Genomic DNA, 11660 nt, shown 5'->3' with positions numbered 1-11660 from the left:
CACCGGCTTCACGTCGGCGAACTACCTGTACAATCTGTGGCCCCGCGACGGCCTGGCTACGAACGACCAGATCTCAGATTTCGCGCCGGACGCGTCGAGCTTCAGGGCCAACGTGCCGGAACCGGCGACCTGGGCAATGATGCTGCTGGGCTTCGGCGCGCTCGGAGCCGTTCTACGGCGTCGACGGGGGGAACTCGCACCCGCCTAGAGACCCCTGTCCCGGCTGACTTTGGGCAGTCAGTCGGGACAACCGGTTCGGCGCTCGATGTCGGGAGCGCGCCTTTCCGTTCGCCTGGAGCCGATCGGCGCGCGAGCGCATCACGGGCCGGTTCGGTCCCGCCTCAGCCTTCCCGGCTTTCCGACAAGACTTTCAGCATTTCGCTGGTGAACATCGAACCGGCGAGCCGCGTGCCGGCGCCGGCCGGCTCGCTCGGCTGGGAGCCGCGCAGGATCAGCGAGACCAGTTCATCCTGCTGACGCTGGTGGTCGGCGCGCCGGGCCGAAGCGTATTGGATGAAGCCGCCATCTTCGGCGGATACGGCCGCCGGAGCCGGTTGGGCCGAGCCCGCGGTCTTGGTGAGGCTGGCATAGACCTCTCCGACAGTGGCCGCACGGCCGTCTGGGTAGAAGATGGCCTTGTTGGAGTGGGCGGCGTCCGGGAAGAGTTGGGCTGCTGTCGCGCCGGGACGCGACTGCACGGCCTCGATCAGCTTCGCCGAGCCCTGCGGCCCGAGGAAGTGCGCCGCATAGAGCTCGCCTGCGGTCGGCGCGCGCCCGGTGCGGCCTTTCAGGTAGGCCGCCGAGTCCGAGGTGAGTTCGCCTGCCATGAATGAGGCGGCGTGCGGATCGAGCCGCAGATCCATCACCGCCCGGCGCGCCTCGTCGCCCGCCACATGGTAGCGGCCATCCGAGCCCTTGTTGATCAATTCGGCATAGCGAGCGTAGCCGTGCTTTGCGCCGTGCTGCTTCAGCGTCGAGAGCCAGGTCTGTTCCACGAACTGAAACAGACCCGCGGCCGAAGACTTGCCCGCCTTGGCGCCAGGGTTCATGCCGCTCTCGCGCCCGGCGGTCTTCATCAGGAACGAGAAGTCGACGCCCGTCGCCTGGGAGGCGCGCTGGATCGCCGTCTCCACTACGCCCCGGATGCCCTGGATCGCCATGACCCAGACTCCTGAACGCACATGGTTAACGACGCGCTAACCATGAACGTCGAGGCCCTGGCTACTCGCTCTTGTCCTTGCCCTGATGGCCCCGTTGCGGAGCGGCCTGGGCCTGCTGAGCGTGTTGCGCAGGGGCCTGATGGGCCTGCGCCTGTTGAACATTTTGTGCGGGGCCCTGGTGGGCTTGATGGGCCTGGGCCGGCTGGGCTCGTTGCGCTGAGGCCAGGGCCTGCTGCTGGTCGTGCGCAGCGCGGGCCGCAGCCTGGGCTTGCGCGGCCTGCTGTCGGCCCGCCTCTCGTTGGACGTGTTGAGCAACCTGCGCCTGAGCGTGTTGCTGCTCGCGAGCCTGGGCCTCCTGGGCGTGCTGAGCCGCAGCCTGCTGCTGGTCGTGCGCAGCGCGGGTCGCGGCCTGGACCTGCGCGGCCTGCTGCCGGCCCGCCTCTCGTTGGGCGTGTTGAGCAGCCTGCGCCTGAGCATGTTGCTGCTCGCGGGCCTGGGCCTCCTGGGCGTACTGAGCCGTAGCCTGCCGCTCGCGACCGGCGTGGGCGCGCTCAGCTTGCCGGCCTGCGGGCGACCGCAGCGAGGGCTGAGTGGCTTCAGCGGCCAGAGTCCGGCGTTGTTCGCGAGCCTGAATCTGCTCCTTTGCCATTTGGTGTTGGCCATTGTTGCGCGACTGGGCCGCGAGCTCAGCCTGGCCGCGACGGGTGGCGTCGGCCTGGGCGCGGGCGGTCTCGGCCTGAACCTGCGCGCCCCGTGCCTGGGCCGCGAGATCGGCTTGCCGGCTGCGCTGTGCGTCGGCTTGAGCCCGTTCAACGGCGATGTCAGGGCGAGCCTGCGGCGACTGACGGCCGGCGGCCAACATTGGGGCGGCCGCTGCGGTGCGCGCGACATAGGCCTGACGCTGGGTGCGCTCCTCACCAAGCGCCGCCTGCCAGGGCTGCGGCTGGGCGGCGCTTTGTTCGCGCCAGCGCCGCCAGTCCTGGTTTTGCCGCTGCTCGACGGCCCATTGCCTTTGCGGCGCAAGGACCGCCTCGCGATGCGCCTGCCAGTCGGCGGCGTAGGCGGCCTGCCGCTGTTCATGCACCGCCGCATTATAGAGGCCGCGACCGCGGACCAGGTAGCGTGCGGCGTAGTCGATCTGCGAGGGGCCATAGTTGCGATAGGGCCGTCCGGAGCTGTCAAAGACCTCTACGAGTTCGCCGCTGTCGTAGGCATAGGCGTAGTCGGTATCCCGGATCAGGAACGGGTAGTCGCTGTCGCCGCGATAGAAATATTCCCGGATGCCGTACGGCGTCTGTTCGACCACGCGGTACTCGCCGCCGCCGGACCGCCAGACCCAGGGCCGCTCGCCCTGATAGTCGACGGTGTAGTCGGGCGGACTGTCGGCGAAGGCGTCCCCCAGCTCATAAGCGTCGTCGACGTAGCTATAGAGCGGCCGCGGCGGACGGGCCAGGCGAGGGAGCGGCGGGGCGGGCGGAAGCTGGTTGGCGTCCGGGGCGATGACTTCGGGCGGTGGCGCGGATTGGGCCAGGGGCAGGCTGGCGATCGGCGCACCCGTCGCCGGCCCCGCGGGTTTCCCGTTGCACGCTGCGAGCATGAGGCTCGCCGCGGCGGCGGTCAGGAGAACTTGGCGATAAGACATGGTGCTCAAAACCCCTGGGCAGCTTCACCGTTCCATCAAGTACCGGGGAACATGGCTCGCTGAACATGAACGACGGCGGAACCCGGGGTTCATGCGGCGAACGCCCGCCGATCCTCGACGCAAAATCACATCTGTCGTTCATTACGGCTGTGATTTCCTCGGGAACACGAGGGTGGTCCGCCGGGTCTTCCACTTCGGCTGGACCTCCAGGGGGCGACGGCGCAAACGTCGACATCCCGATCCGGTTCAACCTGGCTCAATAGCTCTTCGGCAGGCCCAGCACGCGTTCGGCGATGTAGTTGAAGATCATCTCGCGGCTCACCGGGGCGAGGCGGGCGATCATGGATTCGCGGAAGTAGCGTTCGACGTCGAATTCCTTGGCGTAGCCCATGCCACCATGCGCCATGACGGCTGCCTCGCAGGCGCGGAAGCCCGCTTCGCCGCCCAGGTACTTCGCCGCATTGGCCTCGGCGCCGCATTCGCGGCCAGCGTCGTAGAGCGCCGCAGCCTTGAACGCCATCAGGTTCGCCGCCTCCAGGTCCGCCCAGGCCCGCGCCAGGGGATGGGCGACGCCCTGGTTCTGGCCGATGGGACGAGCGAACACCACGCGCTCCTTGGCGTAGCTCGCCGCTTTCCTCAACGCCGCGCGACCCAGGCCAACGGCCTCGGCGCCAATCAGCACGCGCTCGGGGTTGAGGCCTTCCAGCAGGTAATAGAAACCCCTGCCCTCTTCGCCGACCAGGGCGTCGGCCGGGACATGCAGGTCGTCGATGAAGACGGAATTGGATTCCACCGCCTTGCGGCCCATCTTGGGAATCGGCGTCGCCGTGATCCGTTCACGATCGAAGTCGACGTAAAAGAGGCTCACGCCATCGGTGGCTTTCTTGACCTCGGCGCGGGGCGTCGTGCGCGCTACGATCAACATCTTGGTCGCGCGCTGGGCCATCGTGGTCCACATCTTTCGGCCGCGGATCACATAGCCATCGTTGGTGCGGATCGCCCGGGTCGTAAGGCTGGTCGTGTCCAGGCCGGCGTCGGGCTCGGTGACCCCGAAACACATCTTGTCCTGGCCGGAGATAAGCCGCGGGATCAGCCGCTGCTTCTGTTCATCGGTCCCGAACTTGACCAGCGGCATGGGGCCGAAAATGTTCAGGTGCAGGGCGCTCGCCCCGGAAAAGCCGGCGCCGCTTTCGGCCACGGCCTGCATCGCGATCGCCGCCTCCGTCAGGCCAAGCCCCGCCCCCCCGAGTTCCGTCGGCATGGCCGCGCCGAGCCAGCCAGCTTCGGCGATGGCGGCCACGAAGTCCTCCGGGAACTCGCCGCTCTCGTCGGTTCGCCGCCAGTAGTCGCCGTCGAAGCGCGCGCAAAGCCGAAGCACGGCCTCACGGATCGCCTCTTGTTCGTCGCTGAACCAGAATCCGTTCATTGCGCCCTCCCCGCGTCGAACCGAGCTGGATCGAGCCGCGCTGCAAAGGGACCAGGATCGCGGCCCGTCACGCAAGCGGCTATGACTTCAGCGACCAACGGCGCCAGCAGCCAACCGTTGCGCCGCGCGCCCACTGCCAGCATCACTCCCGGGGCAGCGGAGGGCCCGACCATCGGCAAGCCGTCCGGCGTGGCCGCCCGCACGCCTGCGGCGACGCCGAAGGTTGCGTTCCTGAGGCCGGGCATAAGCCGTCCGGCCGCCTGGACCATGGGTTCAAGGACCAAAGGGTCGATCCTGGTGTCGGCGCGCCCCGGCTCCATCGTCGCGCCCATGGCAAGGCCATCTGACCCGGGCACAGCGTAGACGCCCTCGCCACGCAGGCTCACATGCCCCCCGCGAACGTCGGAGTACCGCAGGATCTGGCCCTTGATGGGGGTAAGACAGGAGAGTTCCGGGGCCACGTGGGTGAGGTCCCGGCCGGCGCCGGTGGCGACGACCAGCAGGTCCGCGCTCCCTCGACCGGCGACCGCCTCTTCCCGAAATTCCACGCCCCACGCGCGCGCGGCCCCGCGAAGGGCGGCCAAGGCCGGTTTCGGCTCCAACCGCCAGTCCTCGCGCAGCAGAAGGCCCTCCAGTTCAAGTGCGACGCCCGGCGCGAGCTCATCCAGCAGCGAGCGCGGCAGCTCGCTCGCGTGGCAGCCCAGCCGGGCGAGCGCGGCGCGCACGCCGGCCAGCCAGGCATCGGACCCGACGGCGGCCGTCCCCGAGCGATCGATCTCGACCCCTGACCGCGCCGCGAGCGCCGGCCACAGGTTCCTGGCCGCCAGCAGCAGGTCGAGGTCGCCGGACGCCGCCGGGTCGAGCACGGCCTCGAACACAGGCGCCAGCATTCCTGCGGCCACGGCCGAGGCCTGTGGCTCCGCCGCCAGATCGCAGAGCGTCACCGAACATCCCGCCTGGGCCAGCTCCAGCGCCGTGCTCAGGCCCAGGGCGCCAGCCCCAGCCACAATAACCTCTGCGCCTCGGCTCATGCCCCCTAACGAGCCGCCTGATCCTGGAAAATCAAGCGGAACCGCCGCGGGGGGGCGGCCGCGCGGCCTCACTATACTGAAGGTTGCAGATGTGGTTGGCTTACCACCAGGCGAGGGGTGCAAGCATGACCAGCTTCATGATCTCAGTCCGCAAGAAAGGCGACGACGGCAAAATGGCCGCGACGCCCCGCTACCTGGTCCTGGACGACGCCGGCGCACCGGCGGAAATCAGCATGAGCGCGTGGCGCAGGGCCGTCCTGGGCGCCTTCCCGCAGACCAACGCCCAAGGCCTGCCGAAGGGCGACCTTTTGTTCTACGTGCACGGCTTCAATGTCAGCTTCGCCCACTCATGCAGCGGCGACGTCGACAACATCGCCAAGCTCAAGGCCCAGGGATGGGACGGGGTCTATGCGAGCTTCGACTGGCCATCGCTCGGCTTGGTGGCCGGCTACTACGGCGATCGCAGCAATGCTCGGGCCTCGGCCAATGCGCTGATCGACACGGCCCTGGCGATGTTCGTCTCGATGCAGCAGCCGGACTGCGAGGCCAGCGTCAGCGTCATGGCCCATTCAATGGGCGCATTTGTCGTCCGCCAGGCATTCAGCTGGGCCTATCAGGACACCAAGATAAACAACAAGGCCTGGTCGATTTCGCAACTGATCTTCGTCGCCGGCGATGTGGCCACCGGCAGCCTGTCCGAAGATCAGGCGGGCGGCCGCTGGCTGGACAAGTACGTTGGCCGCACCACCTGCTACTCCAACCGCTTCGACTCCGTGCTGAAGATCTCCGACATCAAGAACGGCGAGCCCACGCCTCGCGCCGGCCGTGTGGGCCTGCCCGACGACGCGCCGGCCTCTTTCTGCAATGTCGACTGCAGCGACCTCTTCAAGTCCCTGCACTTTTCGTTGGGCGAGGAACTCGACCCCGCAACGCCGCACACTTTCTACTTCGACCGCACAGAGTTCTGGCAGGACGCGGTGCTTACGCTGGAAGGCGGCATCGACCGCGAGGCGATCCCGAGCCGGATCGCCGACCCGACCTCGACGATATCCAGCCGCTTCCTGCTGGAAACGCAGCCAATGCTCGCGGCGGACTACGCCGCTGCGCTGAAACTCGCCCAGCTCGGCAAATAGGCTACTCGGCCGCGATGCTCACAGAGCGCGCCCGGTCCTTGAAGTTGATCTCCTGGAGGTACTTGATCCCCTCCTCGGCGATGTCGTCGCCGATCATCCTGTCGCCCTCGGCCTTCAATTCATCCATGTCGACGTAGGTGGCGTAGAAGGCGCGCGTGCGCTCGGTGATAAGGCCGGCGTTCAGCAACGTCTTGATCAGCACACGGAAGATATTGGTCTGGCTCTTCAGCCGTTCGCGTCTGGCCGCGGTGTTCTGGATGATCTCGCGGACGCCCTCCAGGACCTTCTCCGGATCGAGGCCGAAGTCGCGGTAGACCTGCGACTGCTGGATCGGCGATCCCAGGTTGAAGAGCAGGCCCTGGAAGCAGTGGGCGGCCCAATCCTCGACCGTCTCGCGCTCTTCCTGGCTCATCTTCGGGATCGTGCGATCGGCCCAGATCTTCCCGAACTTGTGGTGGAAGGCCTCGTCGGTCATCACCAACTGGAAGAGCTTGCGGGCAAGCGGATCGCGATTGAACCGGAATCCGGCCGCGAAGGCGCCCATGGCCAGGCCCTCGACCAGCATCTGCATGCCGATGATCTTCTTGTAGACCTCCGGCGCCGAGATGATGTCGACGAGCAGCTGCTGCAGCACCACACCGCATGGCCGCGGCCGGCCCCAGCGGGCCTTGATATATTTCGCGACGGCGGTGACGTGGCGGGCCTCTTCGCGGGTCTGGTTGGCGGCATATTCCTGCGCGCCCTGATCCTTGAGCACGTGGCAGAGGCTGGCCGACAGGTTCAGCGCGCCCTGCTCGCCATGCAGGATCGAGGAGAACTGCCAAAGCGCCATCTCATTGATGAATTTCGCCTTCTGACCGGTCTTTTCGAGATGCTCACGAACATAGGGGACGCCAAGGCTCACCACCTGGTCGTCAGGCAGCAGGGCCTCGTTCTCCATGTCCCAGGGTGCGGAGAAGTCGATGTATTTCGGGTCGAGCGGGTCCCAGAAGTGGTCGTGGGTGGCCGAGATGATCTTGTCGAACGCCGTGGAGCGGGCGTTGTAGCGGTCGAGCTCCAGCATGGACTCGAAATCGTCAGGCGCGACGGCGTCGTACAGGATATCCTTGGTGATGTTGCCGTCGGCCATCTGCGTGTCCTCCCTTGGGTGACCCGCAAGAGAAACATCAAAGCACTAACTGAACAATGATCTCTTACGTCAAGTCGCGCCTTGAAGACCGCGCCCGTGGACGCATCGCCCATGTCGCCATCAACAACCCGCAAAAACTCAACAGCCTGTCGTCTGAGGTTATGGCGCAGTTCGCGGAGCTCTTCGGCGGCCTTGCGCGCGATGAGACCTTGCGCGCTGTCGTCCTTACCGGTGCGGGCGACAAGGCCTTCGTCGGCGGGGCCAATATCGACGAGATGGCAGAGCTCGGGGGACCTGGGCCTGCGCGGGACTTCATCCTGAAGGTGCACGACTGTTGCCGGGCGATCCGCGACATGCCGGTTCCGGTGATCGCAGCGATAAATGGCTGGTGTCTGGGGGCCGGCCTCGAGATCGCGGCGGCTTGCGACATGCGCCTGGCCGCCGACACGGCCAGGTTCGGGATGCCGGAGGTGAAGCTGGGCCTGCCATCTGTCGTCGAGGCCGCGCTCCTGCCCTCGCTCATCGGCTGGGGCCGGACCCGGCGCATCCTGATGACCGGCGAGACCTTCGATGCGGCCGAGGCCCTGGCCTGGGGCCTGGTGGAAGAAATTCATCCGCCGGCTCGGCTACCCCTAGCCATCGAGGGTCTGCTTGAAAGCCTCATGGAGGCCGAGCCCCGCGCCGTGCGGATCCAGAAGGCTCTGGTCCGGCAATGGGAGGAGTTGCCGATGAGCCAAGCCATCGCCGCTGGGGTCGACGCCTTCGAAGATGCCTGGACGACCAACGAGCCCGCCGATGCGATGGCGCAATTCCTGGTCAACCGAGCAACCGCAAAAGCGCGCTGAAGCTCTTTAGTTTGCGGTGTGGGTCGCACCCCAGCCCTGATGCCATTCAGGCTCGCCCGCGTAACGCTGCGCCAGGAAGTCCACGAAGGCCCGCACCTTGGCCGCCAGGTGGCGCGCATGTGGATAGACCGCATGGACGTGGATCAGCTGCGGCTCGTAAGCGCACAAAAGCGGGACCAGCCGTCCGCTCCGAAGATCATCGGCCGCGGCGAAGGCAGGCGTGCGGGTGACGCCCAGGCTGCGGCGCGCGGCGGCCACGCAGGCGTCGGCCCCGCCGAACCGCAGGCGTCCGTGCACGCGTACGTCGTGGCGGTCGTTGTGGCTCCCGTAGGCCCAGACCAGGGGATCTCGCGCGTTGGTGTCGATGATCGCCTCGTGCCGCCCGAGGTCGTGCGGCGTGGCGGGGGTCCCGCTGCGCGCCAGGTAGTCGGGCGAGGCGCAGGTCACCATGCGGACGGCCGCGAGCTTGCGCGCAATGACCGACGAGTCCGCGAGCTGGCCGATTCGCACGCCAACGTCGAACCCCTCCTCCACGAGGTTGACCATCCGGTCCGTGGCGGAGACGTCGAGCGAGACCTCCGGATAGGCGGCTGCAAAATCCAGCAGCGCCGGCGTGAGCTGGCTCGCGCCGAAAGAGACCGGCGCCGAGATCTTCAGGAGGCCGCGCGGACCGCCCTGGTCGCGCACCGAGCCTTCAAGCGCCTCGAAGTCCTCCAAGAGCCCGCGCGCCCGCTCCAGATAGGCCCGGCCGGTGTCCGTCAGCGAGACATCGCGTGTCGTACGGTTGAGCAACCGCGCGCCCAGGCGGTTCTCGAGGCGCGCCACCAATTTGGAAACCTGTGCGCTGGACACCCCCAGCCGCCGCGCGCCCTGGGTGAAGCTTCGGGCGTCGGCGACCGCGGCGAAGGCATTGATCTCGTCGACCCGGTCCATGATCTGCGCCTGGCGATTGCTTCCTAAGTGGAAACATAATTGTTCAGGAGAACCCGATTATCAACCGCGCGGAGCGGGAGCATCTTTCTTCCCGAAGACAAACCCTGAGGAACCCACAGATGCCCACGCCCCACACCGTCGCCGTCATCGTTGGCAGCCTCCGCAAGGACTCCGTGAGCCGCAAAGTCGCCCGCGCCCTGGAGAAACTGACCCCGAACCTGAAATTCACCGAGGTGGAGATCGGCAACTTGCAACTCTTCAACCAGGACCTCGAAGCCACGCCGACGCCGGAGTGGGTCAGCTTCAAGAAGCAGATCAAGGCGGCAGACGCCGTCCTCTTCGTAACGCCCGAATACAACCGCGGCGTACCCAGCCCGCTTAAGAACGCCATCGACGTGGGCTCGCGCCCCTACGGCGACAGCGCCTGGAACGGCAAACCGGGCGCCGTGATCTCGGTCTCGCCCGGCGGGATCGGCGGCTTCGGCGCCAACCACCACCTGCGCCAGTCCCTGGTGTTCCTGAATGTGCCGACGCTTTCCCAGGAAGCCTACGTCGGCAACGCGTTCTCGCTGTTCGACGCGAACGGGGACCTGATCAACGAGGCGACCGCCGAGTTCCTGCGTAGCTACGGCAAGTCGTTCAGCGCCTGGATAGAGAAAGTCCTCGCCGAAGAAAGGCTGGCGGCCTGAGCAGAGGGCCGCCAGGAGGTTCCAATGACACTTCCGACCCTGTTCATCCCGCACGGTGCGGGACCCTGCTTCTTCATGGACTGGACCCGCGGGCCCGCCGACACCTGGGACAAGACCGCGGCCTGGCTCAAGGGCCTGGTCGCGGGGCTTCCGGAACGTCCGAAGGCGATCCTGGTGATCTCCGGTCATTGGGAGGAGCCGCAGTTCACTGTGGGCGCGGCGGAGAAGCCGCCGATGCTGTTCGACTATTACGGTTTCCCGGAAGAGACCTATCGACTGCGCTTCGACGCACCGGGTTCGCCCGCCTTGGCAAGGCGGGCCCGGGAGCTACTGGAAGCCGCGGGCTTCCCGACGGCGGAGGATGTGGAACGCGGCTATGACCACGGGGTCTTCGTGCCCCTTCTCCTGGCCACACCGCAGGCCGACATTCCCGTCGTTCAGTTGTCGCTCCGCGACGACCTCGACCCGCAGGCGCATCTGGCGGCCGGTCGCGCGTTGTCCCCGCTGCGGGACGAGGGCGTGCTGATCGTGGGCTCGGGCATGAGTTGGCATAACATGGGCGGCTTCTCGCCGGCCTTCACGGCCAAGTCCGAAGCGTTTGACGCCTGGCTGGCCGATGCGCTTGCGAAGCCTGAGAGCCGCGACGCTGCGATCCGGCACTGGGACCGCGGACCCTACGCGCGCGAGGCTCATCCGCGCGAGGAGCATCTTGCCCCGCTATTCGTCGCGGCCGGAGCCGCCGAGGGTGAATCGGGCCGCCAGATCTTTCGCGACGTCGCGATGAACGTGGCGATCAGCGGCTTCCAGTTCGGCGCGCCCGCTTAAGGATCCGCCCCTTCGCGGGCGGGCGGGCGTTCACCTGGCGGTGCTTCACACACCCGCCGTCGGGCGGACGCCCGCGAGCCACCCTAGGCCGCAGCGCTCGCCTTGCCATTCTCGGACGCTTCCAGGGCCGAGTGGATCACGGCATAAAGCCGCCCGGCCTCGATCGGCTTGGCTACGAAATCATCCATGCCGGCCTGCATGTATTCCGCGACCTGATGGGCCATGGCGTTGGCGGTAAGGGCGACGATAGGCGTGCGCGGCCGGCCTTCGGCGCGCTCGCGGGCGCGGATCACGCCGGCGGCGGTCGGACCATCCATGTCCGGCATCTGTACGTCCATGAGGATCAGGTCCCAGGGCTCCCGCGCCCAGGCCGCAACCGCCTCACGGCCGTTGCTGACCATCACCGGCTCGACGCCCACCTGCTCGAGAAGGGTCCGCAGCACCAGTTGGTTCATGCCGTTGTCTTCCGCGGCCAGTACGCGCAGAGCAACATCGGCGATCGGGGCCGACGGTTCGGACCTGCGCTTTTCCGGCTTGGCGGGCGCGGCGGCCAGCCTCGGCAGCGGCAGCTCCACCGTGAAGGTGGCGCCGGCGCCAGGCGTGCTTTCGGCGCGGATCACGCCGTCCATCAACTGGGCGAGGTCGCGGCAGATAGCGAGCCCCAGACCGGTGCCGCCATAACGCCGCGTCGTCGAGGCGTCAGCCTGCTCGAACTTCTGGAATAGGCCGTTCAGCTTGTCGGGGGCGACGCCGATACCGGTGTCGGCGACGCTCAGCACGAGCCGCTTGTTGCGCCGGCTCACCGCCACCTTCACGCCGCCTGTTTCCGTGAACTTCAGTGCGTTCG

The 11660-nt window shown here is 67.3% G+C and carries 11 protein-coding genes and 1 pseudogene; 5 read left to right on the top strand and 7 right to left on the bottom strand.

Annotation, left to right across the window (positions count from 1 at the left end; genetic code table 11):
* Positions 1-109: 109 nt before the first annotated feature.
* Positions 110-208, top strand: a pseudogene (locus tag VGI62_RS22460) (PEPxxWA-CTERM sorting domain-containing protein); the annotation flags it as partial.
* Positions 209-341: 133 nt separating this feature from the next.
* Here the strand turns inward: VGI62_RS22460 and VGI62_RS14680 are convergent.
* The 4 genes from VGI62_RS14680 to VGI62_RS14665 form a co-directional block, all read right to left on the bottom strand.
* A complete protein-coding gene (locus tag VGI62_RS14680) occupies positions 342-1160 on the bottom strand; it encodes a transglycosylase SLT domain-containing protein (protein ID WP_331505255.1) in 819 nt (272 codons plus the stop codon).
* Between the two features lie 61 nt (positions 1161-1221).
* Positions 1222-2802, bottom strand: a complete 1581-nt coding sequence (locus tag VGI62_RS14675) for a hypothetical protein (RefSeq protein ID WP_331505254.1) — start codon at positions 2800-2802, stop codon at positions 1222-1224.
* A 256-nt stretch (positions 2803-3058) separates the two neighbouring features.
* Entirely contained in the window at positions 3059-4228 is a 1170-nt protein-coding gene (locus tag VGI62_RS14670; RefSeq protein ID WP_331505253.1) for an acyl-CoA dehydrogenase family protein, read from the bottom strand.
* The gene (locus VGI62_RS14665) at positions 4225-5235 is read right to left on the bottom strand and encodes an FAD-dependent oxidoreductase (RefSeq protein WP_331505252.1); all 1011 of its coding nucleotides are present in this window, start codon (positions 5233-5235) and stop codon (positions 4225-4227) included. Before VGI62_RS14665 ends, VGI62_RS14670 begins: the two co-directional genes overlap by 4 nt.
* Positions 5236-5384: 149 nt before the next feature.
* On the opposite strand from VGI62_RS14665, the gene VGI62_RS14660 reads away from it, so the two are divergent.
* Complete coding sequence (locus VGI62_RS14660) at positions 5385-6392, top strand: alpha/beta hydrolase (protein WP_331505251.1); 1008 nt, start codon at positions 5385-5387, stop codon at positions 6390-6392.
* A 1-nt stretch (position 6393) separates the two neighbouring features.
* On the opposite strand, the gene VGI62_RS14655 is transcribed toward VGI62_RS14660, so the two are convergent.
* Complete coding sequence (locus tag VGI62_RS14655) at positions 6394-7521, bottom strand: ferritin-like domain-containing protein (protein WP_331505250.1); 1128 nt, start codon at positions 7519-7521, stop codon at positions 6394-6396.
* Positions 7522-7577: 56 nt separating this feature from the next.
* Between VGI62_RS14655 and VGI62_RS14650 the strand changes: the two genes are divergently transcribed.
* Entirely contained in the window at positions 7578-8366 is a 789-nt protein-coding gene (locus VGI62_RS14650) for an enoyl-CoA hydratase (RefSeq protein ID WP_331505249.1), read from the top strand.
* Between the two features lie 6 nt (positions 8367-8372).
* Here VGI62_RS14650 and VGI62_RS14645 read toward each other — a convergent pair whose 3' ends face one another.
* On the bottom strand, positions 8373-9299 hold the full coding sequence (locus VGI62_RS14645) for a LysR family transcriptional regulator (RefSeq protein ID WP_331505248.1): 927 nt from the start codon (positions 9297-9299) through the stop codon (positions 8373-8375).
* Positions 9300-9418: 119 nt separating this feature from the next.
* On the opposite strand from VGI62_RS14645, the gene VGI62_RS14640 reads away from it, so the two are divergent.
* Together VGI62_RS14640 and VGI62_RS14635 are read left to right on the top strand one after the other, a co-directional pair.
* Entirely contained in the window at positions 9419-9988 is a 570-nt protein-coding gene (locus VGI62_RS14640) for an NAD(P)H-dependent oxidoreductase (protein ID WP_331505247.1), read from the top strand.
* Between the two features lie 24 nt (positions 9989-10012).
* Entirely contained in the window at positions 10013-10813 is an 801-nt protein-coding gene (locus tag VGI62_RS14635) for a class III extradiol ring-cleavage dioxygenase (RefSeq protein ID WP_331505246.1), read from the top strand.
* 83 nt (positions 10814-10896) lie between these two features.
* Here VGI62_RS14635 and VGI62_RS14630 read toward each other — a convergent pair.
* On the bottom strand, positions 10897-11660 hold a 764-nt coding region (locus VGI62_RS14630), incomplete at its 5' end, for an ATP-binding protein (protein WP_331505245.1).

It is taken from the genome of Phenylobacterium sp. (assembly GCF_036495085.1).
In the GTDB taxonomy this organism is placed as follows: Bacteria; Pseudomonadota; Alphaproteobacteria; order Caulobacterales; family Caulobacteraceae; genus Phenylobacterium.
This window is presented reverse-complemented; position numbering and strand designations above follow the sequence as displayed.

What these genes read in the sequence shown, in the direction of transcription:
- VGI62_RS14680 (WP_331505255.1), bottom strand. Translation starts at nt 1,160, where the DNA reads ATGGCGATCCAGGGCATCCGGGGCGTAGTGGAGACGGCGATCCAGCGC.
- VGI62_RS14675 (WP_331505254.1), bottom strand. Translation starts at nt 2,802, where the DNA reads ATGTCTTATCGCCAAGTTCTCCTGACCGCCGCCGCGGCGAGCCTCATG.
- VGI62_RS14670 (WP_331505253.1), bottom strand. Translation starts at nt 4,228, where the DNA reads ATGAACGGATTCTGGTTCAGCGACGAACAAGAGGCGATCCGTGAGGCC.
- VGI62_RS14660 (WP_331505251.1), top strand. Translation starts at nt 5,385, where the DNA reads ATGACCAGCTTCATGATCTCAGTCCGCAAGAAAGGCGACGACGGCAAA.
- VGI62_RS14655 (WP_331505250.1), bottom strand. Translation starts at nt 7,521, where the DNA reads ATGGCCGACGGCAACATCACCAAGGATATCCTGTACGACGCCGTCGCG.
- VGI62_RS14650 (WP_331505249.1), top strand. Translation starts at nt 7,578, where the DNA reads ATGATCTCTTACGTCAAGTCGCGCCTTGAAGACCGCGCCCGTGGACGC.
- VGI62_RS14645 (WP_331505248.1), bottom strand. Translation starts at nt 9,299, where the DNA reads ATGGACCGGGTCGACGAGATCAATGCCTTCGCCGCGGTCGCCGACGCC.
- VGI62_RS14640 (WP_331505247.1), top strand. Translation starts at nt 9,419, where the DNA reads ATGCCCACGCCCCACACCGTCGCCGTCATCGTTGGCAGCCTCCGCAAG.
- VGI62_RS14635 (WP_331505246.1), top strand. Translation starts at nt 10,013, where the DNA reads ATGACACTTCCGACCCTGTTCATCCCGCACGGTGCGGGACCCTGCTTC.